At 63.2% G+C, this 22,833-nt stretch carries 19 protein-coding genes; 7 read left to right on the forward strand and 12 right to left on the reverse strand.

Translation table 11 applies throughout. The features are described from left to right. Positions 1–63: 63 nt before the first annotated feature. Positions 64–978 (forward strand): LysR family transcriptional regulator, encoded by a 915-nt coding sequence (locus BUC04_RS05515; protein ID WP_067659029.1) that lies wholly within the window; start codon positions 64–66, stop codon positions 976–978. Positions 979–1,112: 134 nt separating this feature from the next. Continuing rightward, positions 1,113–3,635 (forward strand): glycoside hydrolase family 3 C-terminal domain-containing protein, encoded by a 2,523-nt coding sequence (locus BUC04_RS05520; RefSeq protein WP_082766635.1) that lies wholly within the window; start codon positions 1,113–1,115, stop codon positions 3,633–3,635. 49 nt (positions 3,636–3,684) lie between these two features. On the opposite strand, the gene BUC04_RS05525 is transcribed toward BUC04_RS05520, so the two are convergent. From BUC04_RS05525 to BUC04_RS05540, 4 genes are all read right to left on the reverse strand, one after another. Continuing rightward, positions 3,685–5,166, reverse strand: coding sequence for a sulfatase-like hydrolase/transferase (locus BUC04_RS05525; protein WP_082766636.1), 1,482 nt, complete (start codon positions 5,164–5,166; stop codon positions 3,685–3,687). Between the two features lie 195 nt (positions 5,167–5,361). Further along, the gene (gene cydX / locus BUC04_RS05530) at positions 5,362–5,469 is read right to left on the reverse strand and encodes a cytochrome bd-I oxidase subunit CydX (RefSeq protein ID WP_067659034.1); all 108 of its coding nucleotides are present in this window, start codon (positions 5,467–5,469) and stop codon (positions 5,362–5,364) included. Between the two features lie 27 nt (positions 5,470–5,496). Further along, complete coding sequence (cydB, locus tag BUC04_RS05535) at positions 5,497–6,636, reverse strand: cytochrome d ubiquinol oxidase subunit II (RefSeq protein ID WP_067659037.1); 1,140 nt, start codon at positions 6,634–6,636, stop codon at positions 5,497–5,499. Then, complete coding sequence (locus BUC04_RS05540) at positions 6,629–8,269, reverse strand: cytochrome ubiquinol oxidase subunit I (RefSeq protein WP_067659039.1); 1,641 nt, start codon at positions 8,267–8,269, stop codon at positions 6,629–6,631. The genes cydB and BUC04_RS05540 overlap by 8 nt, the downstream gene beginning before the upstream one ends. A gap of 931 nt (positions 8,270–9,200) precedes the next feature. Here BUC04_RS05540 and BUC04_RS05545 point away from each other — a divergent pair. The 3 genes from BUC04_RS05545 to BUC04_RS05555 all read left to right on the forward strand — a co-directional run bounded on the left by BUC04_RS05545 (position 9,201) and on the right by BUC04_RS05555 (position 11,681). Next, on the forward strand, positions 9,201–10,331 hold the full coding sequence (locus BUC04_RS05545; RefSeq protein WP_067659042.1) for a M14 family metallopeptidase: 1,131 nt from the start codon (positions 9,201–9,203) through the stop codon (positions 10,329–10,331). Between the two features lie 88 nt (positions 10,332–10,419). Beyond that, complete coding sequence (locus BUC04_RS05550; RefSeq protein WP_067659045.1) at positions 10,420–11,121, forward strand: DNA methyltransferase; 702 nt, start codon at positions 10,420–10,422, stop codon at positions 11,119–11,121. Positions 11,122–11,135: 14 nt separating this feature from the next. Further along, a complete protein-coding gene (locus tag BUC04_RS05555; RefSeq protein WP_067659048.1) occupies positions 11,136–11,681 on the forward strand; it encodes a gamma-glutamylcyclotransferase family protein in 546 nt (181 codons plus the stop codon). Here BUC04_RS05555 and BUC04_RS05560 read toward each other — a convergent pair. The 5 genes from BUC04_RS05560 to BUC04_RS05580 form a co-directional block, all read right to left on the reverse strand. Further along, entirely contained in the window at positions 11,615–12,808 is a 1,194-nt protein-coding gene (locus BUC04_RS05560; protein ID WP_067659050.1) for a glycosyltransferase, read from the reverse strand. The genes BUC04_RS05555 and BUC04_RS05560 overlap by 67 nt on opposite strands. Beyond that, entirely contained in the window at positions 12,795–13,520 is a 726-nt protein-coding gene (locus BUC04_RS05565; protein ID WP_067659054.1) for an acyltransferase, read from the reverse strand. Before BUC04_RS05565 ends, BUC04_RS05560 begins: the two co-directional genes overlap by 14 nt. After that, complete coding sequence (locus BUC04_RS05570; protein ID WP_067659057.1) at positions 13,517–14,911, reverse strand: lipopolysaccharide biosynthesis protein; 1,395 nt, start codon at positions 14,909–14,911, stop codon at positions 13,517–13,519. Before BUC04_RS05570 ends, BUC04_RS05565 begins: the two co-directional genes overlap by 4 nt. Further along, positions 14,908–15,894 carry a glycosyltransferase gene (locus BUC04_RS05575; protein WP_067659059.1) on the reverse strand — a complete coding sequence of 329 codons (987 nt, stop codon included), beginning with the start codon at positions 15,892–15,894 and terminating at the stop codon, positions 14,908–14,910. Before BUC04_RS05575 ends, BUC04_RS05570 begins: the two co-directional genes overlap by 4 nt. A 118-nt stretch (positions 15,895–16,012) precedes the next feature. Further along, on the reverse strand, positions 16,013–17,398 hold the full coding sequence (locus BUC04_RS05580; RefSeq protein WP_067659064.1) for an O-antigen ligase family protein: 1,386 nt from the start codon (positions 17,396–17,398) through the stop codon (positions 16,013–16,015). A 94-nt stretch (positions 17,399–17,492) separates the two neighbouring features. Between BUC04_RS05580 and BUC04_RS05585 the strand changes: the two genes are divergently transcribed. Together BUC04_RS05585 and BUC04_RS05590 are read left to right on the forward strand one after the other, a co-directional pair. Continuing rightward, the gene (locus BUC04_RS05585) at positions 17,493–18,428 is read left to right on the forward strand and encodes a glycosyltransferase family 2 protein (protein WP_067659068.1); all 936 of its coding nucleotides are present in this window, start codon (positions 17,493–17,495) and stop codon (positions 18,426–18,428) included. 123 nt (positions 18,429–18,551) lie between these two features. Then, the gene (locus tag BUC04_RS05590; RefSeq protein ID WP_067659071.1) at positions 18,552–19,097 is read left to right on the forward strand and encodes a thioredoxin family protein; all 546 of its coding nucleotides are present in this window, start codon (positions 18,552–18,554) and stop codon (positions 19,095–19,097) included. Here BUC04_RS05590 and BUC04_RS05595 read toward each other — a convergent pair. From BUC04_RS05595 to BUC04_RS05605, 3 genes are read right to left on the reverse strand one after another with little or no spacing between them, the layout of a single operon-like run. Next, entirely contained in the window at positions 19,084–20,136 is a 1,053-nt protein-coding gene (locus BUC04_RS05595; protein WP_067659074.1) for a glycosyltransferase family 4 protein, read from the reverse strand. The two genes, BUC04_RS05590 and BUC04_RS05595, sit on opposite strands and share 14 nt — an antisense overlap. Positions 20,137–20,145: 9 nt before the next feature. Continuing rightward, positions 20,146–20,655, reverse strand: a complete 510-nt coding sequence (locus BUC04_RS05600) for a hypothetical protein (protein ID WP_143165548.1) — start codon at positions 20,653–20,655, stop codon at positions 20,146–20,148. A 9-nt stretch (positions 20,656–20,664) separates the two neighbouring features. Next, entirely contained in the window at positions 20,665–22,794 is a 2,130-nt protein-coding gene (locus tag BUC04_RS05605) for an LruC domain-containing protein (RefSeq protein WP_082766638.1), read from the reverse strand. Positions 22,795–22,833 lie beyond the last annotated feature (39 nt).

Genomic DNA, 22,833 nt, shown 5'->3' on the forward strand with positions numbered 1-22,833 from the left:
TATCATTTGCGATACTAAATGTTTTTAATGCCCTCTATTGGCAGAATACTATGAGGTAGTGCCATGACCCTGCCCCTTCGCAGCGTCAGCCTGCGCCAGCTGCAGGTGTTTCTCGAGGTATATCAGCGCGGTTCCATCACTGCCGCGGCCCAGCAGCTGCACCTGACCCAACCCACGGTGTCACTGCAGCTCAAGCGCCTCAGTGAGCAGCTCAGCGAGCCGCTCTACCATCTGCACCATCGCCGCCTGATCTTCACCGAGAGTGCCCGCCTGCTGGCCGAGTACACCCGCGAGGTACTTCGCAGCACTGAGCGGCTGGAGATGAGCCTGGCGGATCTGCACCAGCTCAAGGCCGGTACCCTGCGTATCGCCCTGGTCTCTACCGCCAAGTACTTTATCCCCACCATCATCGGCCCCTTCGCCCGGGAGTACCCACTGGTGGATCTGCAGCTGAAGATCGTCAACCGGGCCGAGTTGCTGCAACGTCTGGAGCAGCACCGGGACGACGTCTATGTACTCAGCCAACTGCCGGAGCAACCGGCGCTCAACGTGCACCCCCTGGTGGCCAATCCGTTGCACCTCATCGCCCCGGATCCCCACCCCCTGGGAGGGCACCCCAGCCTCAGCCTGCACGATCTCAGCCAGGAGGCCTTCCTGTTTCGCGAGGCGGGTTCCGGTACCCGCCTGGCGGTGGAGCAGTGCCTGGCCCGGCTCGATCTGCGCCTCACCCCCAGGATGGTGATCGAAAGCAATGAGGCGATCAAACAGTGCGTTGCCGCTGGTCTGGGTTTGGCTTTCCTGTCAGAGCACGCCATCCGCTACGGCGGCATGGCGGGAATCCAGCGGCTGGCGGTCAAGGAGCTGCCGATCCAGACCCACTGGCAATTCGTCTGGCCCAAGGACCAATCCCCCTCGGTGTTGGCCGAAGCCTTCCTGCGCTACCTGACCGCCTCCCCGCTGGCCACTGACCAGGGTTAGACCAAAGCAGAATGTAAACGCTTACATTTTTACTGGATAGCGGCGAAAAGCTTAGGTAGGTTACGGATAACCCATAAACAGTGATCGGGCTTATCGGCCCACGGAAATCACTGACACCAGGAAGGAACCTCTGCATGGATCAGCCCCTCTCACCGGCCCTCCCCGTGGCCCTTGTCACCCTTGCCCTGCTCTCCGGCTGTGGCAGCGCCAGCCCGGATAGCAGCGATGCCCGCTCACCGGAACAGATCGAGGCCAGCATCGAGGCGCTGCTGGCGCAGATGACCCTGGAGGAGAAGATCTCGCTGACCCACGCCAACTCCAAGTTCACCGTGGCGGGGATCCCGCGATTGGGGATCCCGGAGATGTGGATGTCCGATGGCCCCCACGGCGTGCGTTACGAGATCGACCGCCACAGCTGGGCCTCCGCCGAGCGAGAGGACGACTTCTCCACCTACCTGCCGCCGCTGACCGCGGTAGCGGCCACCTGGAACCCCAAGATGGCGGCGCTGCACGGAGATGTGCTGGGTAGTGAGGCCCGTCACCGAGGTAAGGACGTGATCCTCGGCCCCGGGGTCAACCTGGCCCGCCTGCCGCTGTACGGTCGCAACTTTGAATACCTCGGCGAAGACCCCTACCTGGCCTCGCGCCTGGTGGTGCCCTCGGTCAAAGCGATCCAGGCCCACGACGTCGCCGCCTCGGTCAAGCACTACGCCCTCAATAGCCAGGAGCTCAACCGCATCGGTGTCGATGCCCGACCGGACGAGCGTACCCTGCGGGAGGTCTACCTGCCCGCCTTTGAGGCGGCGGTGAAAGAGGCCAACACCCAAACCATCATGGGCGCCTACAACCGGGTCTATGGCACCAACGCCAACCAGAACCACAAGCTGGTGATGGAGATCCTCAAGGGCGAATGGGGCTACCCTGGGGTGCTGCTGACCGACTGGAACGTTGACATCAACACCTATGACGCCGCCATGAACGGCCTGGACATCGAGATGGGTACCGACGTCGACAGCTACGACGACTACTTCCTGGCCAAGCCACTGCAGGCGATGATCGAGAACGGCCGGGTGCCGGAGTCGGTACTGGATGACAAGGTGCGGCGGGTGCTGCGGGTGCAACACAGCATCGGCATGATGGACCCCAACCGTCGCAGCGGCGAGCGCAACACCGAAGCCCACCAGCAGGCGGCCCGCACCATCATCAGCGAAGGGATCGTGCTGCTGAAGAACCAGCAGGTGCTGCCGCTGGACGCCGACAGCGTTAAGTCCGTACTGGTGATGGGCCCCAACGCGGACAAACGCCACGCCCTGGGGGGCGGCTCCTCCGAGGTGAAGGCGCTGTACGAGGTCACCCCGCTGGAGGGGCTGCAAAACCGCCTGGGGGATGAGGTCGAGATCACCGTACTGCGTGGCCTCAGTGGCTCGGGCCTGGGGCCGATCCCCGGTGACTTCGTCGCCTCCCGCCACTGGACCGGCACCCCCGCCTGGCAGCTGGCCAAGTTCGAGCCGGGCCAGAGTGAGCCCTACTTCGACGACTGGCAGGTGGATTCCCACTACCAGGTGGCGACACCAGGCCAAACCGAGCAGATCCGTCTGCGTGGCACCCTGCGTCCCCGCACCAGCGGTGAGCATCGCTTGCTGGTGGAAACCGATGGCGCCCTCAGCCTGACCCTGGATGGCCAGCCGCTGCTGAGCACCGAGGGTAGCGATGCCGGCCAGAGCATCACACTGCAGGCCGGCCAGGATTACCAGCTCGAACTGAACTACCAGGGCAGCGACCAGTTCACCCTGGGCTGGCAGGCACCGGGCGACCTGTTTGTCGATGCCGAGCAGTACATGGCCGCGGCAGCCGGGGCGGATGCGGTGATCTACTTCGGTGGCCTCAGCCACGCCGACGACCGCGAGTCCATCGACCGCAGCGATCTGGTGATGCCCGGCGGCCAGGATGAGATCATCGCCAACCTGATCAAGGCCAACCCCAACACCGTGGTGATGATTGGTGGTGGCTCACCGGTGGAGATGCCGTGGCAGCCAGAGGCCAACGCCCTCCTTTGGGGCTGGTACGGCGGCATGGAAGCGGGCAACGCCTACGCTGACGTGCTGTTTGGCGATGTGAACCCCAGCGGTAAGCTGCCCATCACCCTGCCCAAGCGACTGGAGGACGTGGCCGCCATCGCCCTGGATGACTACAACGCCACCGACTCGCTCTACAAGGAGGGGGTCTTTATCGGCTACCGCTGGTTTGAGCAGCAAGAGATCGCGCCGCTGTTCCCGTTCGGACACGGCCTCTCCTACACCCAGTTCCGCTACGACAACCTGGCCCTGTCCAGCGACACTGTTCAGGGCGAGGAGACTCTCACCGTGACGGTCACCATCACCAACACAGGTGAGCGCGCCGGCAGCGAGGTGGTGCAGCTCTACCTGGAAGACCAGGCCGCCAAAGTCGAGCGCCCGGCCAAGGAGCTCAAGGGCTTTGGCAAGATTGCCCTGGCCCCTGGCGAGAGCGGTGAGGTCACCATGACCCTGGGCTACCGCGACCTGGCCTACTGGGACGTGACCCAGGATGACTGGGCGGTGGACCCGGGCCGATTCCAGCTCCACATCGGCGCCTCGGTGGCGGACGTTCGCCTCAGCAAGGGCTTTAACTACCAGTAACGACAAAGGGGCCAATCGGCCACCTTTTTGTTGTCACTGTCTGCCCGGCTCAATCCGCGCTGGGCACCTCAATCACCCCACCGGCGTCGGTCCAGCGATAGCGCTTGCCCTGGTTAAAGGCGTCAAGATCGCGCTTGCACGGCCCCTGGTAGGGCTGGTGCTCGCCAATCACCCGCTGCGCCGGGATCCCCACCGCGGTCTCGGCCCGCCAGTTCAGCGCCGCCTCGGACATCGCTTTAAGCCGTGCCTGCTGCCCAGGCTCGCCGGCCCGGTCGTGCCGCTCCAGGGGATCCGACGCCAGGTGATACAGCTCCGGCTGCGGGCGGTGATAGACCAGCTTCCAGTCCCCCTCGCGCATCGCCAGCTTGTGGGTGTGCTGCCAGTACAGGGGGCGTTCGGCCAAGGCCTTACCGTGCAGCAGCAGGTCGGTCAGGTCTACCCCATCCAGTGCAGCCTCCATCGGCGCGCCGGAGAGGTTGGCGATGGTGGGGGTTAGGTCGTGGGTGATCATCGGCGTGTCCACCACCTGGCCTGGCTCGATCCGGCCCTTCCAGTAGGCTAACGCCGGCACCTTAAGGCCACCCTCGTAGAAGGTGTTCTTGTGACCCCGGTGCTCACCGTTGACCCGACCATGGCGCACCCCGGTGCGCTCGCCGCCATTGTCGGAGGTAAAGATGATCAGGGTGTCTTGCTCCAGCCCCAACTCCCGCAGCTTGGCCATCATCATCCCCACGCCATCATCCATGGAGCCGACGATCTCACGGTAGCGGCGCATGTACTCCGCCTTGGGGAACTGGCCCTGCACCGTGTAGACGTAGAAGTCGTCGGTGCGCAGCGGCTTGTCGCCGGGGCCCTGCAACGGCACATGGGGGGCGGCGTGGGGCAGGTAGATGAAGAACGGCTTGTCCTGCTCCCGCTCGATAAAGTCCACCACCGCCTGGTTGAGCAGATCGGTGACGTAGCCCTCTTGGAAGCCGTGCTCGTGGTGTACGTACCAGTCCACCTCGCTCTCGGTATTGAGCTTGCTGATGTAGTCGATGTTGCCATCGAGAAAGCCGACGAAATCGTCAAAGCCCTGGGCCTTGGGCTGGTACTCCGGCGCCGAGCCGAGGTGCCATTTACCAAACACCCCGGTGCGGTAGCCCTGGGCCTTCATGTGCAGGGACAGCGAGGGATACTCGGTTGGGCTGAGCCCCTCCGGCGCACAGTGGTGATAGAGGTGATCCAGCCCGGTTCGCTGCGGGTACAGCCCGGTCATCAGGCCCACCCGGGTGGGGGTGCACACGGTGCTGGTGGCGTAGAAGTTGGTGAGTTTGGCGCCCTGCTCCACCAAGGCATCCAGATGGGGGGTGGCAATCCCTTCGCCGCCAAAACTGGACAGGCCGGCATAGCCCAGGTCGTCCGCCAGGATGAGGATGATGTTGGGTTGGCGTTGGGACTCACCCAACGCTTGAGGTGCCGAGTTTTCGGCCATCGCCGGGGCGGTGACTCCGGAGGATAGGGCAAGGCTAAGCAGGGACAGAGTGCGCATCAATAGACTCAGGGCAAAAGGCGTTGTCGGCACCTTAAACCGCCACCCAGGCCCCCTCAAGCCAGCACGATGTAAAGTCTGGTAAAGCCAGGCCAGCAAAGGAATTGGCCACAAAAAAACGCCGCCCCAAAGGGCGGCGTTTCGCTTAGGTTCGGCCCGCTCGGGAGCAGGCCAGGACGTTAACTGAGAGGAGTATCAGTCTTCATCCTTGTCCAGGGCTTCCTGGGCTTCCAGCCAGAGGCCGTTGATGATGCCGAAGGCACAAGCCAGCAGCACGCCCAGGATCCAAGTGAAATACCACATAGTGTTTTGCTCCTTTAATCCCAGGCCTTAGTACAGGGAGGCCGAGTTCTTCTCAATGTGCTCTTCGTTCAGACGACCAAACATCTTGATGTAACACCAGATGGTGTACGCCAGGATGAGGGGTACGAAGATCACCGCCGCCACCAGCATCACCTTCAGGGTCAGCTCAGAGCTGGTCGCATCCCACATGGTCAGCGACTGGTTCGGGTTCTTGGAGGACGGCATGATGAACGGGAACAGCGCCACAACCGCGGTGGTGATAACACCGACGATGTTCAGTGAAGACGCCAGGAACGCCAGCCAGTGCTTGTGCGCCTTGGTGGCGATAATCACCAGCAGCGGCATGGTCACGGCCAGCAGCGGCAGAACAAACAGCACCGGGTAGGCGTAGAAGTTGTTCCACCAGGCACCGGACACCATCTCAACGGTCTTGTTCAGCGGGTTGGAGGCGGCAGCGCCGTCAATGGCGGAGGTCACTACGTAACCGTCGATGAAGCCGTACTGGAAGATACCAGCCAGCACGAACAGGGCTGCGGAAGCGATAGCCAGAACCACGGAGGCGGTACGGGCACGGTTCAGCAAAGCACCTTCGGTCTTCATCTGCAGCCAGGTTGCGCCTTGCAGGAACAGCATGGCACCGGACAGCAGACCCACCAGCAGGCCGTAGGGGTTCAGCAGGCCGAAGAAGCCACCGTCGTAGTAGACGCGCATCCAGTCGTCGAAGTGGAACGGCACACCCAGGAACAGGTTACCGAAGGCCACACCGAACACTACCGGCGGTACGAAGCCACCAATGAACAGACCCCAGTCCCAGGCTTTACGCCAGCGCGGATCTTCAATCTTGGAGCGGTAGTCAAAACCGATCGGACGGAAGAACAGGGCGAACAGGGTCAGCACCATGGCGATGTAGAAGCCGGAGAAAGACGCGGCGTACACCATCGGCCAGGCGGCGAACAGGGCACCACCGGCGGTCAGCAGCCATACCTGGTTGCCGTCCCAGTGCGGGGCGATGGAGTTGATCATCACCCGACGCTCGTTGTCGGTCTTACCGATGATCGGCAGCAGTGCGCCGACCCCCATGTCGAAACCGTCGGTGACGGCGAAGCCGATCAGCAGGACAACAACCAGGGCCCACCAGATCAGTCGTAGAGTTTCGTAATCAAGCATTGCTCGGGCTCTCCTTGGCGGAAGTGGTCAAAGCGCTGTCGAAGCTGTCGTTGGCAGAGGTCTTGTCGCCCTGCTCAAAGTGGTAGCGGCCGGTCTTCAGGCTGCTCGGACCCAGGCGGGCAAAGCGGAACATCAGGAACATCTCAATCACCAGGGCCACGGTGTAGAAACCGCAGATCAGGATGATGGAGAACCACAGCTCACCCACGCTCAGGCTGGAGGCAGACATGTAGGTCGGCAGCACTTCCGCAATGGTCCAGGGCTGACGGCCGTACTCGGCTACGAACCAACCACACAGGATGGCAATCCAGGGTGCCGGCAGCATGAACAGCAGGGTCTTCAGCAGCCACGGCTTCTCGTCCACCTTCTGCTTACAGCTCTGGACAAACGCCAGGGCAATCACAATCAGCATCAGGAAGCCCAGGCCGACCATGATGCGGAAGGTCCAGAACATCGGGCCGACAGCCGGGATGGAGTCGTCAACCGCCATCATGATCTGCTCTTCAGTCGCATTAGCGATCTGGGTCAGGTCAGACGGGTCGGTGCTGTAGCGGGCCAGCAGGAAGGCGTAACCCAGGTCGTCTTTGTGTTGTTCGAACTGCTCACGCTCGGCCGGGGTTTCGGTGCCATTGCGCACCGCTTCCAGCACAGCCGCGGCCTTCATACCGCTGCGGATCCGCACTTCGTGGTCCAGTTTCAGGTCAACGATGCCCTTCACTTCCTCATCCAGGGAGCGAGTGGCAATGATGCCCATCACGTACGGGATCTGGATGGCGAAGTTGGTTTCCATGTTTTCGCTGTCCGGGAAACCGAACGCGGTGAACGCTGCCGGAGCCGGGTGGGTCTCCCACTCGGCCTCAACCGCAGCCAGCTTCACCTTCTGCACATCACCCATCTCGTAACCGGACTCATCACCCAGCACGATAACGGACAGGATGGAGGCCATACCGAAGGCGGCGGCAACGGAGAAGGAACGACGGGCGAACGGCAGGTCGCGCTTCTTCAACAGGTAGTAGGAGCTGATGGCCATGACGAACACGGCACCGGTGACGTAGCCCGCGGCCACGGTGTGAACGAATTTCACCTGGGCAACCGGGTTGAACAGCACCTCGGCGAAGGAGACCATCTCCATTCGCATGGTTTCGTAGTTGAACTCAGAGCCAATCGGGTTCTGCATCCAGCCGTTGGCCACCAAGATCCACAGTGCGGACATGTTGGAGCCCAGGGCAACCAACCAGGTCACGGCCAAGTGCTTACGCTTGGACAGACGGTCCCAACCGAAGAACATCAGACCCACCAGGGTGGATTCCAGGAAGAACGCCATCAGGCCTTCGATCGCCAGCGGCGCACCGAAGATGTCACCCACGTAGTGGGAGTAGTAGGCCCAGTTGGTTCCGAACTGGAACTCCATGGTGATGCCCGTGGTTACACCCAGGGCAAAGTTAATGGCGAACAGCTTGCCCCAGAACTTACACATGTCCTTGTAGACCTGCTTGTTGGTCATCACGTACAGAGATTCCATGATGGCCAGCAGGAATGCCAGACCCAAGGTAAGCGGGACAAACAAGAAGTGGTACATCGCGGTCAGCGCAAACTGCAACCGCGATAGATCGACGACTTCATCGATAATCATTGCGTTCTCCTCAACACCGCCGGTCACTTCAACCGGAGGCAACGCCAAGTATCAGGTTAATAAACTCTAAATGATCGGCTAACAGGCCAATCCCTAAAGCGACTTCCAGGTCGTTTGGTTGGGCGCCGGGACGGTTTGCGGTTTGGGGGGAGAGAACAACGCTAGAAGGAAGTCTCGAAAACCGGCCGCGGCAGCCAACCTCACATTTTTTTTACATCCGCTCTGAAAGGCAAAACGGAGTTTTTTGCTGAAAAGGGCTGTGGCACACTTTGAGCCAGCTAACACTTTTCAGCGTTTTTATATCACCGCCAGGACAACCCCCTCAATCCCTGCCAGAGCGCGCGATCTCATTTTGTGAACCGGTCCACAATTACAAATTTTCAGCTAAAACATTTTTTTATGTTTCACTCAGGTTAAATCCACAAGCGAGTCCTTGTGAGGTGGGTCACGGTTTTTAAATGAGTGTCAAGAAATCCGGCACGGTAAGAATTTTCGAGATACATATTCGCAGGTCATAGTTTAACCTAACAGTTGGCATCCCAATTCAAGCTATTGAATTTAATGAACTTTATGTTTTTTCGCTCGTCAAGCATGGTTTCATTCGATAAATTTTACTAATGCTGAATTCAAAACTTTCTAGTTTGTTAACAAACCAGCCCGCCGCTATCCTTTGCGCCAACTTGAGACGGCGGATTTTTGTTCGCCTAAATGCGGAGAAACCCTGATGAAAAAGATGATGAAGCAGTTGGCAGCCCGTTATCAGCGCAGCTTCGCTGAGCTCTACCAGATGCACGCCAAGTAAAACGAAAGAAGCACCCGATTGGGTGCTTCTTTCGTTTTACAGCCGGTTGTCCCCTCTCTGCCTGCTCTGGCTTGATCCCAGCGCCGTCTCGCCCCACCCTGTTGTCACTGCATCAACAAGGAAGACGGTATGAACATCACCTCCGCATTCGACAGCGGTAACATCCAAGTGGTTGAGGCCCGGGACCCGCAACAGATCCGCCTGCGTATGGTGGACGACGCCCACACCGAGAAGCACCAGTGGTTCCACTTCGCCCTCCATGGCGCCGCGGGCCAAGCCTGTCGCCTGCTGCTGGAGAACGCCGGCAGCGCCGCCTACGTCGATGGCTGGCAGGACTACCAGGCGGTGGCCAGCTACGACCGGGAATCCTGGTTCCGTGTCCCTACCCGGTTCGATGACTCAGGGCTTATCATTGAGCACACCCCGGAAGCGGACCTGGTTTACTACGCCTACTTCGCCCCCTACCCCAGTGAACGTCATCGTGATCTGATCGCCCAGGCTCAATGTGATGATCGGGTGCAATACCACTGCCTGGGTCAAAGCCCGGATGGCCAGAGCCTGGACCTGCTGCAAATTGGTGAGCTCGAGGACGGCAAGAAGGTGTGCTGGATCATCGCCCGTCAACACCCGGGCGAGACCATGGCCCAGTGGTGGATGGAGGGTTGCCTGGACACCCTGCTGGACGACACCAACGCCATCAGCCTGGCACTGCGTCAGCGCTGCGTGTTCTTGCTGGTGCCCAACATGAACCCGGACGGCAGCCGCCGTGGCCACCTGCGCCACAACGCCCTGGGAGTGGATCTCAATCGTGCCTGGCGCCAGCCCAGCGCCGAGACCAGCCCGGAGGTGTTCCATGTGCTGGAGAGGATGAGCCAGACCGGTGTCGACTTCTTCCTGGACGTGCACGGCGACGAGGCCCTGCCCTATAACTTCATCGCCGGCTCCGAAGGGATCCCGGGCTGGGATGCGCGCCAGCAGGCCCAACTGGATGGCTACAAGCAGGCCCTGAAGGCGGCCACGCCAGAGTTTCAGACCGAGCATGGCTACCCGGTGGATCCCCCGGGCGAGGCCAACCTGGATATCGGCAGCAACTTCATCGGCCACCGCTTTGGCTGCCTCTCCATGACCCTGGAGATGCCGTTCAAGGACAACGCTGATCTGCCCAACCCGCTGGTGGGCTGGAGCCCGGAGCGCGCCGCGGCGCTGGCAGGCCCCTGCCTGCAGGCCCTGTGGGAGGGCCTGGAGCAGAACCGGATCTAACGCCACTGGACAGGGCCGGCCTGGATACTGTACAAATATACACTGTATAGATAAACAGTTACCCATCGCATCCTGGACGGCCCATGTCATGACCACTTACCAGTTACGCCCGCACCCGCCGGTTGATTGGCTAGAGCAGCTTGGCAAACACACCGCAGATCTGCTGATCACCTCACTGGTACAGCCCGGCCGTTGCCGTCCGCTGATGAAGGTGCGCCATCACAACCCCGCCTCCCGCATCAACCCCTGGTATGAGCTGTGCCCGGAACAGGGGATCGCCGGGGTGTTTGAGCCACTGTACCGGGTACTCAAACCCCAGTCCCAGGGTTTCGTGTTGTGTGAGCAAAGCCAGATGGCGGCACTGCTGCCAATGGCCCAGGCGGCGGGTTTCCGCATCGGCCCGGCCCGGATATGGCAACGCACCGGCCGTCAGAGCCAGCTCTATTTCCTGCTGCACCTGTGCAAAGGCCGGCCGGTCCCCCGCTGGCAGGAGCAGGCGCAGATCCTCAGCCACCCCAGTGAACCCGGACGCATCCTGCCCCATGCCCTGCTGGAGACCCTGCTGCTCCAGGCCAGCGACGAGGGCGACCTGGTGATCGATCCCTTTATGCCGGACCATGCGGTCGCCCACAGCGCCCTGAGCCTGGGCCGACGCTTTGCCGGGGCCCACCCGGATAATGATCACCTCGATACACTGCGGGCTAAGCTCAACGAGCTGCCCAGTACTGAGCTGATGCGCCCGGTACCCCCGCTGCCCGTGGTCGAGCCTGGGCAGATGGCGCTGCTATAGCGCATGCTTTGGGGATGACCCTGGCCCCGCTCTACTTCGCTTTTGGCTCCAATCTCTCGGCACCTCGGCTGCGGGCGCGCCTGCCGGCGGCCAAGCCACTGGGCCGTGCTGCCCTGCCCGGCTATCGGCTGACCTTCGCCAAGCCCGGCCGGGATGGCTCTGGCAAGGGCGATCTCCGCGCCGACCCGCGCGGCCAGGTGTGGGGTCGGCTGTATCGACTTAATCCGCGGGATCTCAGTCTGCTGGATGCGGTGGAGGGGCCGGGCTACCAGCGGGTCGCCCTGTGGGTTCACTGCCATGGCCGCCGCCAGCGCGCCTGGCTCTATCGGGCCAAGGCCCCGATCAGCCAGCTGCTGCCGTTCGACTGGTACCTGCATCATCTGCGTTGGGGAGCCATGGAAGCCCGGTTGCCGGCACGGTACCAACGCCACCTTGCCCAGCAGCCCTGCTGCATCGACCCCGATCCGCAGCGGGCAGCGCGGGAGTGGCGGCTTTACCCCGCCAGCTCTGGGCCCAGTGCCGGGCCAGGTTTCGACTCGGCCATCGATCCTTTGCGCTGATTAAGTTGAGCCACACAAGCTAGTACCTGCTCAGCACGCTGCTGCCAGCTTTGCGCCTGCAGACTATCTTGCAGCTCTTGCCCCTTGGGTTGAGGTAGCTGCGCCAGGTTGGTCAGGGCTTCCGCCAACTGGGCGCCATCCCGCACCCGGGTCAACCAGGGCATAAACGGCTTCAGGGCGGGGAAGTCTGTGCTGATCACCGGTGTTCCTGCGGCAAGGTACTCCCGCAGCTTAAGCGGGTTGCAGGCACGGATCTGGGCATTGTCCCGAAACGGCAGTAGCGATGCCTGCCAGTGCTGTACCAGCGACGGTAGGGCCGAGTGGGGCACCGGCGGCATCAACTCGATGTTGGTCTGGGCCTGCAACCGGCTGACGTCGGTTTCCACCCGCCCTACCAGGACAAAACGCCAATGGGGTAGACGCCGGGCCGCCTCCAGCAGCATCTCCTGGTCAAGCCATTCGGCGACGCTGCCGTAGAAACCTGCCACCGGCGAAGCCCCCTGCAGACAGGGATCCACCTCGGCGGGCGTCTGGAAGTGGGCCAGCGCCACCCCGTGGGGCAACAGCTGGGTTTTGTGCTGCCAATGGGATGCGAACTTGGCCGCCAAAGCCTCACTGGCCACCAGGATACGGTCCGCCTTGCTCGCCAGCTCCTGTTCCCGCCGGGCCACCACCTGATGATCGACCCCGGCTAGCGCAGAAAAATCGTCACCGCAGTAGTACAGCGTTCCTGCCTCACCCAGCTGGCCCACCAGATCCACCGCTGTTGGCAACGCCAGCCAAAGCCAGGGGCGATGCAGCCCCATGGCGCGGGCTTTGCGTCGCACCTGCCAGCGAAGCAAGGCCCGGTTCAGTGCCCGGGCCCAGCGGCTGCGGGGCACCGGGATCGCCAGCGGCGCCAGCACCTGCACCGGCCCACTCTGATCAGGCTGACGCTGCTCACGCTTCAGCACCGCCGTGAGTTTGTGCCACAGCCGACCCAGATCAGCCCAGCCCGGGCGGCGCAAACCGATGGAGTTGACCCACAGCACCCGGTGCTGCTGGCCTAACTGTTCAAACAGATGTTGGCTGGAGCTGGGATGACGCTGCCAATCCTCGGCAAAGACAATGAAATCAGGCTTGCTCATGGTCAACCTCCGTGTCCTGCAACGGCTTGATCACCCGGGCGGGTACCCCGCCGGCCAGCACGCCGGCGGGCAGGTCCCTGGTGACCACGCTGCCCGCGGCCACCACGGTGCCCGCGCCAATGGTCACCCCCGCCAGTACCGTCACCCCGGTGGCCAACCAGACATCCTTTTTGAGCACAATCTCGCCCACCTGGTGCGGATCCTCTCCTTCACCCAGGGCGCGACGGCGGGGATCCATCGGGTGACCCGGGTAGCCCAGCAGGGTGCAGCGGGACGCCAGCCGGACGTTGTCCTCCAGCACCACCCGGTTGCCCACCGCGATACTACACTGCCAGCCCACATCGATGTTGTCGCCAAGCCAGAGCTGGGCGGTCTGGGCCGCACTGCGGCCACTGAAGGTGGTGTGACCGGACAGCCGGCAATCCCGGCCCAGCCTCAGCTGCAGCGGTCCCAGCAGTTGCGGCATGCCACCGTAGAGGTAAAGCGCCTGGGCTGGCCCGGTGACCTGGCTGCGAAACAGCGGCGTCCACCACAGCCCTCGGGCCAGATCGGACAGCAATCCGGAGGCCAGGATGACCAGGCGATACAGCATGCCGTGCAGCGGCCGCCAACTGGGCAGCTGCCAGCTGCGCAGTCGCTTCAGCCGCGCGACCAGGTAGCGGGCGGCCGGATGGGGGCTGTGTTTCAACTGTCGTTTCAATGCCAGGATCATGCTTCACCTCCCAGGGTGGATTGACGCTGGCCGCCGAGCAGCACAGCGAGGATGAGGCCGGACAACAGCGCCAGCAACACACCGGGCTGCCACAGCAACAGACCAACCGCGAACGTTGAGAACAGCGCCGTCCGGCGCCAGGGATAGGGCAAGGGGCAAAGCCGCTGGCTCAGCCAGACACAGAGTGCCAGGCGCAGCCCATACACCAGGTTGAGGGTGACAAACAGCCCCAGTATCCCCAACGCCGGGATCAGCACCAGGTACAGCGTGAGCGCCAGCAGCGCACTGGCGCCATTGATCCAGGCCAGGCCGGTAGGCCGGGCGGGCAGATAGCAACCCAGATCCAGCACCGAGGTGGCCAGCTTGAGCAGCAGCGCGGTCATCAGCAGCGGCAGCCACCCCAGGCCATCGAGGTACTCAGCTGGCAGCACATAAGGCAGCACCCAGGGGGCGCTCAGCAGTGCCATTGCCGCCAAAGCCAACAACCCCACCAGCATCCACAGGTGCACCTGCACCACCTGATGCGGGCCTTGCGCCTGCTTCAGAACCTGGAACCGCTTGGGCTGCCACCACAGCTCCGCACCGGCGAACAACAGCGCCACCGCCTCCGCCACCTTGAACAGGATCGCCAATTGCGCCAGTGACTGGGGACCCAGCCACTGACCCAGCAGCAGCCGGTCCAGGCCATGCAGGGCAAACACCCCCAAAGAAGCCAAGACCAGGCAGGCTTGGTAACAGAGAATGCGGCCATGCCAGTGACTTGGGGTGGGCGTTTTAACTGCTGATCGCGGTGACCGTCCGGGCCAGTGCCACTGGCCCCAGCAGCCATGCAGTGCCAGCACCAGGGCAATACCATGGCCCAGCACGCTGGCCCACAGTACCCCATCTAACCCCCAGCCCAGCTGAAGCAGGGTCAGCGTGGTGCCTGCCTGGGCCAGGCACTGGCTCAGTACCACCCGGGCAAAGGCACCCATCCGCTCGCGGATCCGCAGCCAGATCAACAGCGGCTGCAGCAACACATTGAGCGCGACTACCAACGCCACCAGCGTGGCCTGCAGCGGCGTCACAGAGCCATAAAGCGGTAGTCCCAGCCCCTGCAGTACCCACCAGGCTGCCAGCGCCAGCAGTATCGCGGCCAGGGTCGACAACTGCAGCGCCGCTCCCAGCAGGACGCCGGTTTGCCCCCGGGCTTCGACAAACAGTCGAGGCAAGGCACCGGCGCTGGCTTCCAGCAGGCACAACAGCACCATCAGCAGCACCAACCCCTCCAGCACACCGAAGGTTGCCAGGCTCAGATGTGACGCCGTCACCGGCAACACCAACAGGCCAATCCCCTTCTGCAGCACCGTCAGCAGGGTGTAGCCACCAATCTGGCCAAGCGACGCGCTCATCCCCAGCTCTCCTGGGCCTGGCCCGGCCGGGTCCACCACCACAGGCGAGCGCGGGCGATCAATGCCACCAGGTGCAGCTGCCACAGCGAGCGGCGAAAACGAAGGAAACGGCTAATGCGGTAATCGCTCAGATCCGGTCGTTCCAGCAAGCGGTACTCGGCGGCCAAGCGATCAAGGAAGGCAAAGTAGTCTCGCAGCTGGGCCAGGCTCAGGCGATGGTAGAGCGCACTGAGGCCATGGTGGGCCAGGCATTGCAGCAACAGTGGGCGGTGGTCATCCAGCACCTGACGCCGCTGCAGATCCTTGAGAAGTCGCGCCAGCATCGCCTGCTTGTTGCGCTGGTTGGCCTCGACCCGGGCCGGATTTCGACACAACCCCTCCGGATTGAGGCGATAGTGGTACAGCTCAGCCTCCAGGCTGGCCAGACGGGCGCCGAGACAACGGCACAGGGTGACCAGCGCTTCATCCTCCCAGATCAGGCCCTGGTAAAAGCTCAGGCCCCGCTCCAACAGGTAAGCCCGGCGGAACAGTTTGTTGGTGACAAAGGTGTCCTGGTAGGGCTGTGACACGGGCAATGACTGTTCAGCCACCGCCCCCTCCGGGGTCAGACGGAACCGACGCATGCCGCAGCGGGCCACGTCCGCCTCGGCCGCCAGGGCACAGCGGTAGAGCCGCTCAAACATCTGCGGCTCGACCCAGTCATCGCTGTCGACGAAGCCGATGTAGTGGCCCCGGGCCCGCCCCATCCCCAGGTTGCGAGCGCGGGAGACCCCTTGATTGGTCGGCAGGTGCATCAACACGAAGCGCTCAGGGCTGCGTTGGGCGTAGCCCTGGGCAATGGTGAGGCTGGCATCGCTGCCGCCGTCCACCACCAGGATCACCTCCATCTCGGTCAGGGTCTGGGCCGCCAGGGAGTCGAGGCACTGGGCCAGGTGGGCTTCGCTGTTGTGGATGGGTACCACCACGGAAACGGTGTGCATCATGGTCGGCTCCTTCGCTCTGCTGATCGGTTGGTTTGAGTCGTCAATCAACACAAAGCAAAGGGCCTGCCAACCTGTAAAGCCATTAAAAACAACAGCTTATTAAGAGGATAAAAGCGCCTTAGCGGTCATTCGCATTTTGCGAATCCAATGGCTGCAGGGCCTGAGCCTGGGCCACAATCAAGGCGGTGAGGATGTACAGCGGCCAGGTGAAGCCGTGGGTCAGGAAGGTGCCGGATACCAGCACTCCCACCAGCGCTGCCTGGCTGGCACCGGCGGAGGCGAACCACACCGGGGCCTGCCCATGGGCCAGGGCAACGTTGCGTTTAGCCTGGCGCAGCAGACGGATCACCAATGCCAGGAATACACTGAAGCCCAGCCAGCCCGCCTCCGCCAGCACCCCGAACCAGGTGCTGTGCACGGCGTGGTTACGCCCGTCCCAGTGATCGCTAAAGAAGTAATAGTTGGCGTAGAAGTTATCCAGCCCCACCCCGGTCAGCGGATTGGCCCAGGCCATGCGCCAGGCAGCCTGCCAGGCATAGAGACGGCCCATGGCCGATTCGTCGATCCCCGCTTCGGCCGCACCGCCGGAGACCCGATCGGTAATCCCCGCCAGCAGAAACAACGCCGGTGCCAACAGCAGCATTGCCGCTACCAGCAACCCTTTGCGCCGGGTGCGTTGCCAGGCCGTCACCAACACCACCGCGACCACCCCCATCAGGCCACCACGACTCTGTGTCGCCAGCAGTGCCGACACCAGCGCCAGCGCCGACAGCAATGCCACAACGCGCACCAACCAGCGAGCGTCAGGTTGACGCCACAGCGCCAGGGCAAAGGCCAGGGGAAACAGCAGCACCAGGGCCAGATCGTTGGGATCCCCCAGAGTGGAGCCAAAGCTGCGCCCTATGGTGACCCGGCTGCCCTCCACCAGCTCCAGCCCCAGCTTGGCGTTATGCAGGGCGACCGCTGCCACCGCCAGCCCTGCCAACACAAAGGCCCAGTTGGCCCGGGCGAAGTCCTGCTGACGCTGCATCAGCCAGGCGATGGCCAGGGTCATCAGCCAGATCTTGATGAACACCCCGTTGAGGTAGCCCAGGGCCAGGCCGCGGTTGCTGGCCAGCAGCGCCCCCAGTGCCACCAGCACCATAAACAGGGTCAGAATCGTCAGCTCCGGTCGCCAGTAGGGTTGCAATCGTCGGCTCAGCTGCCACTGCCAGAACAGGGTAAAGAGCGATGCCAATGCCAGTGCCTGGGGCAGGCGCAATGGATAGAGCCAGGGAAAGGCCTCATGCAGGCGAAAGAAGGAGAGCAACACGAAGCCCAGCACCACCAAGAAGGGCCAACGACACACCGCGACGCCCAGCAGGGGCAGCAGCGCCAGCGCCGGTCCCAGTGCCCAATTGGGCTTGAACCACCAGAGCCCGGCGACCAGTGCACAGGCCAGCAGCGCCCCCAGCCACTGGCCGGAATGGGCAAACTCGCTGCGCTGGGCATTCGCATTTTGCATGGCATGGCTCCTGCTTATCCTCTGTCGAACAGACAGGCAAGGGCGATGCCAAGTGCAGAAGCCAAACGCCTGCTCCATCCGCGAAGGAGGTCCCATGAGCGCAACCAAACCCATCGCCACTGACACCATCTCTCCCATTTGCAGCGTGGTGATCCCAACCCATAACTGCCTGGGCTACCTGCGCCAGGCGCTGGAGAGTGTGCGCCTACAACCGGTGTCCGCCATGGAGATCCTGGTGGTGGACGACAACTCCAGCGACGGTACCTGGCCCTGGCTGCTGGAGCAGCACCTGGCGGATCCCCGGATTCGACCGCTGCGCTGCCAAATGGGCCATCCGGGCGCGGCACGCAATCTCGCCCTGCAGGCCGCCCGAGGCCGCTTCGTCGCCTTCCTTGATGCCGACGATGGCTGGGCACCGGACAAACTGGCGCCGCAGCTGGCTTACCATCAGCACCATGCCGAGGTGGTGATGAGCTTCACCGACTATCGCCACCTCGGCCCCCAGGGCGAGGACAGGGGCACCTGTTTTGAGTTTTGGCAATCTTGCGGGTTAGCTACCGGGCAGGGCTATCGGCAGCTGCCGGAACCGCAGGCCACCCTGCTTGGACGCAACCTGGTGGGCACTTCCACCGTGATGGCCCGACGCGACGCGCTGCTCGCCTGTGGTGGCTTTGATGACAGCCTGCCCTCCGCCGAGGACTGGGATCTGTGGCTCAAGCTCAGCCGCTACGGTCGCGTCGCAGTGACAAGCCGGTGTCAAAGCTGGTACCTGATGCGACCTGGCTCAGAAACCAGCCAGGCCGGTCGGCGGATCCGCGCCATGCGCCAGGTGATGCAGCGCCATCAGCAAGGCTGTGGCTGGCAGGCCAAGCGCTGGGCCCGGGCCCGCATCGCCACCGCCCAGGCGGAGCTGGCGCTGGCACAACAGCAGCCCTGGCACGCCTGGTGGCAGCACTTGCAGGCCTGCACCCTGGTGCCCAGCCGGCGTCACCTGCGCGCCCTGCTTGAGCCGGTGCTGGCGCGTTTTTAACGCTTAAGCGATCGCCCCTGCAACCGTCCAAAGAGATTGCGGCACCCCAATCCCGAGGTGCCGCGCGTTGTCCTGCCCTATCCTTGTGCTGAGTTGTTTCCCCCTCGAGGCAAGGAGCCTGCGATGCGATTGGACACCCCATTGTGCAATTTCGGCTGGCCGGCGCCGGATTTCAGTTTGAAAGATCCGACCGGTCAGAGCTTCCGCTTCTCTGAGCAGTTGGGCGAGCACGGGCTGCTGCTGATGTTCATCTGCAACCACTGCCCCTATGTAAAGGCGATCATTGAGAGACTGGCGCAGGATTGTCGAACCCTGATGGCGGAGGGGATAAGGGTACTGGCGGTGATGCCCAACGATTACCAACGTTATCCGGCGGATGCGCCGGCAAAGATGGAAGAGTTCGCCCGCGAGCATGACCTGCCCTTCCCCTACCTGGTCGACCAGGACCAGTCGGTGGCTCGAGCCTTTGAGGCGGTGTGTACCCCGGATTTCTTTGGCTTTAATGGTGAGGGGCGACTGCAGTACCGCGGGCGGCTGGACGATGCGCGTTTGGGCGATCCTGCCGGCCGAACGCCGGAGCTGGTCAATGCCATGCGTCAGATAGCCCAAACGGGCCAAGGACCCCTGCAGCAGCACCCCAGCCTGGGCTGCTCCATCAAGTGGCGCTGAGCCCCTTGTCGGTTAAGCGGTATATCAGCTCCCACTGGGGTAATACCGCACTGTCACTGTAATCGCTGACGATGCGGGCCCGGGCCTGGGCCTGGATTGTTCGCCGCGCCGCCGGGGTCATACAACGCCAACGGGTCAGGCAAGCCACCCACTGCCCCAGGGCATCCCCCTCCAGCAGCCAGCCGTTGCGGCCAGGCTGGATCAATCGCGGCAGCTCCCCCACTGGGGTAGCCAACACCGGGATCCCCCGGGCCATCGCCTCCAGCGCCACCATCGGCAGCCCCTCCTGGTAGGAGGGAATGCAGAGCAGCCCCACCTTATGCCAATGATCCGCCATGTCCGTCACCTGGCCATAGCAGTGCAGGTTGGTCGGCCCCAGCGCCCGTATCTGCGCTCGCACCTCATCCAGCTGCGGGCCGTCACCGTAGAGGGCAAAGCGCTGGGCTGGCTGTGCTTGAGCAAGCCGCAGGAAGCGTTCAATCCCCTTAACCGGGCAGACTCGTCCAACTAACGCCACCTCCTGGGCCGGCGTCGCCAGCGTGCTCAGTTGCGAGGGCCCGGCCGGCAAGGGTACAAAGTTGTTGATCACCCGGCAGCAGGGCCCCAGGCGAGCGGCAATCGGCCGGCTCACCGCCAGGGTGTCCCGGGCCAGGGCGGCGGTGAATCGGTCCAGTCGGTCGTACCACAGCATCCTGCCGTCGGTGACGTCGGCGGCGTGGAAGCTGCTGATCACCGGCACCCGGGCCAGGTGGCCCAGTAAGCGGGCCAGGATCCCCGCCTTGTAGCCATGGGTGTGCACCAGTCGGGGCCGCTGCCGGCGCAGTTGTCGCCAAAGATCCCAGGGTGTGCCTTGCAGGATACGCATTGGGATCCCCGCCGATGTCAGCTTGTCCGCCAGTGGGTGCACCTCGTCGTACTGGCGGTACAGCACCACCTCCACCGGATGACCGCGACGATGCAGGCCGCTGGCCAGGTTCAGAACATAGCTTTCGATACCGCCAAAGCCTCGACTGTCGAGCAAGAGCCAGTGCGTCCCCATCCTCGCCTCCTAGAACACCAGGTTAACAGTGGCGGATTGCACCGCCAGTGGCTGCAGTCTTGGCGCCTGGTCCAGTTGGGCTAAGTCCCACAACTGGGCGGCCAATTGGGCATGCTGTGGCCCCACCTGGAGGCGCAACTGTAGCGCTGAATCACTCAGTTCCCCCTGCCACAAGCAGCGGCTTTGCAGCACCTCACCGTTACTATCCAGCTGGCAGATCCTCAGGTAGGGGCGTTGCACCGCCTCCGGCAGGCTGACCGACAGCGCCAGGTGGCGCTGGCTGTCGAGGGTGAAATCCGCATCGATGGCCAGATCTGCGGTGGTCTGAGCCGTTGGGGCCTCGTCGCCATCGCTTTGCGGATCCGGGCTGGGGCTGCTGGCCTGGTTTTGTGCTGTCGGGGGTGTCTCGGTCTGAGGCGCCGCCGCACTATCATCATCACTGCCACCACCGCAGGCGGTGAGCAGCGCCATCAGTGATGCATAAAACGTCCCGCGCAGCCATTGCTGTTGAGTTGTCATAGCGCCTCCCTATTCCGGGTAAAGGTGTTGAACTTGAGCGTTGCGGTTGAGGAACCAGTCGCTGCCTTGCTGACCCAGGCTCTGGGCAAAGTCGGCGAAGCCGGGATAGGCCTGACCGATGTCCACCCGCTCCTTGGGATAGCGCCAGCGATCCGGCACCAGGATCACCCAGGGCTGGCCCTTGGCCGCCTGGTAATACCGGCCCGTACCTGGTTGCGAGGCGTCCTGGTGCTGGCCCCACAGGCTACTGTCCGCCAGCGCCGTTGGCGCCTGGTTTTTCAGGTGGATCTCCAGGCCGCGACCGGGGTTGTCACTGAACCAGGGGCTGCGGCTGCCTGGCCCGGCGAACAGGAAGGGATCAAATGGCGCATCCGGAAGCTTGGTCGAAGCGATCCCCGCGGCAAAGGGCAGGTAGAGGCGGAAATGGAACTCACCGCTGCCGGCACAGTCGCTGACGGTGCGGTAGAAGTCACAGCCACTGGCTGGATGCAGCCAGGGTTTGAGGTCATCGCTGAGTCTGGCCACCACCTCATCGTGGCCTGACTCCAGCACGACACCGGGTTGCAGCTCGCCATTGATCTCCAACCAGACGCCATGGGTTTGCAGGTAGGAGACCGGCACCCCGGGAAGGCGCCAGGCCAGGCCGTTATGGAAGCCCGCGCCACTGGCCACCACCTGACCGGTCAGCATCAAGGACAATGCCTGGCCCTGTTCGTTGCTCTCCAACCGGGTCTGGAAGCGCACGACGACGTCATTGAAGTCGTAATCTCCCTCCGCCGGCCAGTTATCCTCAAAGGCCACCGTGGCCTGACCGCTGCTGCTGGGGTAGTGATGGATCTGGATCGGCACCCGGCTGATCCGCAGCGGATGATCTTCCACCTCGCCGTCCGGCGCGCCGCCAGTGGGGCCCAGCCCCGCGACGCTGCTAAGCCGAAAGCGGCTCCAGACCCACTGATCGGCCGCCTGCTCAGGAACGGTTACCAGCAGGTTTTCACTGCCATCGGCGCTGGCCCGGTCGCTGATCACCTGCTCATCAGCCTGGAACTGACCATCGCCATCAAAGTCGATCCAGCCATTGAGGTAGGCCCCGGGCGTGGTGGTGACGCTCAGCAGCAGCGGCTCGCCATTGCGGGCGGCGGTGATAAAGGCAACGCCATCCTCGTCGGTGCCGGGATCGGCGTCATCGTCACTGGCGGGAAATGCGTGGGCCTCCGCCTCGCCATCCACCCATTGGCCCAGCCGTGGCCCACCGGCCACCAGTTGATGACGGGCGCCATTGCTGGCCAGGGTGGTGCCATGACTGTCCGGGGCGTCGCCGAAATCGATGGTCTGGCTGGCCGGGTCCACCACCGGGGCCAGGGCACAGCGGGCACCGTCGTTGTTGCTGGAGGAGGGCCCCTGGGCGAAGAACTCGGCGGTGGGCTCGACGGCCTTAGGGTCGAGCCGGAAGATCTGGCCGTCGTTATTGCGGCTGATGTAGAGGGTACCGGTCACATCAAAGTAGACCGCGCCGAAGGTGCCGCTTTGGCCCACCTGCCCCAGCGCGGTGGCGCCGAGGGTTTGCGGCGAAATGCGCCACAAGGTGCCCTGGCGATCCACGCTGTAGAGGTCCCCGTCGTCCGGGTGAAAGGCGAAATCGAAGATAGCGATACTGAGGCTGCCCGCCGCCAGCAGGGTCTGTGGCTGCAGGTAGTCGGCCTGCGCCGGGTCCAGCGGCACCCGATACAGCCCGCCATTGGGATGATATAGGTAGTGGGCATTGTCACTGAGGCTGATATCACCCACGTAGAAGCTGCCACCGTAATCGATGTCACCCATCGGCAACGGCTCGACCTGGTAATCACTGCCAATGCGCGCCAGGGTGCCATGGCTATGACTCCAGGCGTAGAGGTAGCCATCCTGAAAGTTAAAGGCAATGGCATTGACCTTGCCCGAGGTGCCCATGTCGGTAGCCAGGTCCTGGTTAAAGCCGGTGGCCAGGTTAACCCCGTACAACTGGGCCGGATTGCTCTGCACCAGGAACGCCTCCGCCGGGCAACGGGCGAACGGCTCTGCCGCTTCGGCCCGACCAAGCCCATTGCCCCATCCAACACTGCCCAGCATCGCAGCCAGCAGCACTCCACACCGCATTGTGTTCATAAGACCTCCCTATCCGCCGCCAAGGCGATTCCACCTCTG

The sequence above is a fragment of the Ferrimonas marina genome (assembly GCF_900129905.1).
GTDB lineage: Bacteria > Pseudomonadota > Gammaproteobacteria > Enterobacterales > Shewanellaceae > Ferrimonas > Ferrimonas marina.

Coding starts and splice junctions, on each gene's coding strand:
- BUC04_RS05515 (WP_067659029.1), top strand. CDS start 64: ATGACCCTGCCCCTTCGCAGCGTCAGCCTGCGCCAGCTGCAGGTGTTT.
- BUC04_RS05520 (WP_082766635.1), top strand. CDS start 1,113: ATGGATCAGCCCCTCTCACCGGCCCTCCCCGTGGCCCTTGTCACCCTT.
- BUC04_RS05525 (WP_082766636.1), bottom strand. CDS start 5,166: ATGCGCACTCTGTCCCTGCTTAGCCTTGCCCTATCCTCCGGAGTCACC.
- cydX (WP_067659034.1), bottom strand. CDS start 5,469: ATGTGGTATTTCACTTGGATCCTGGGCGTGCTGCTGGCTTGTGCCTTC.
- cydB (WP_067659037.1), bottom strand. CDS start 6,636: ATGCTTGATTACGAAACTCTACGACTGATCTGGTGGGCCCTGGTTGTT.
- BUC04_RS05540 (WP_067659039.1), bottom strand. CDS start 8,269: ATGATTATCGATGAAGTCGTCGATCTATCGCGGTTGCAGTTTGCGCTG.
- BUC04_RS05545 (WP_067659042.1), top strand. CDS start 9,201: ATGAACATCACCTCCGCATTCGACAGCGGTAACATCCAAGTGGTTGAG.
- BUC04_RS05550 (WP_067659045.1), top strand. CDS start 10,420: ATGACCACTTACCAGTTACGCCCGCACCCGCCGGTTGATTGGCTAGAG.
- BUC04_RS05555 (WP_067659048.1), top strand. CDS start 11,136: ATGACCCTGGCCCCGCTCTACTTCGCTTTTGGCTCCAATCTCTCGGCA.
- BUC04_RS05560 (WP_067659050.1), bottom strand. CDS start 12,808: ATGAGCAAGCCTGATTTCATTGTCTTTGCCGAGGATTGGCAGCGTCAT.
- BUC04_RS05565 (WP_067659054.1), bottom strand. CDS start 13,520: ATGATCCTGGCATTGAAACGACAGTTGAAACACAGCCCCCATCCGGCC.
- BUC04_RS05570 (WP_067659057.1), bottom strand. CDS start 14,911: ATGAGCGCGTCGCTTGGCCAGATTGGTGGCTACACCCTGCTGACGGTG.
- BUC04_RS05575 (WP_067659059.1), bottom strand. CDS start 15,894: ATGATGCACACCGTTTCCGTGGTGGTACCCATCCACAACAGCGAAGCC.
- BUC04_RS05580 (WP_067659064.1), bottom strand. CDS start 17,398: ATGCAAAATGCGAATGCCCAGCGCAGCGAGTTTGCCCATTCCGGCCAG.
- BUC04_RS05585 (WP_067659068.1), top strand. CDS start 17,493: ATGAGCGCAACCAAACCCATCGCCACTGACACCATCTCTCCCATTTGC.
- BUC04_RS05590 (WP_067659071.1), top strand. CDS start 18,552: ATGCGATTGGACACCCCATTGTGCAATTTCGGCTGGCCGGCGCCGGAT.
- BUC04_RS05595 (WP_067659074.1), bottom strand. CDS start 20,136: ATGGGGACGCACTGGCTCTTGCTCGACAGTCGAGGCTTTGGCGGTATC.
- BUC04_RS05600 (WP_143165548.1), bottom strand. CDS start 20,655: ATGACAACTCAACAGCAATGGCTGCGCGGGACGTTTTATGCATCACTG.
- BUC04_RS05605 (WP_082766638.1), bottom strand. CDS start 22,794: ATGAACACAATGCGGTGTGGAGTGCTGCTGGCTGCGATGCTGGGCAGT.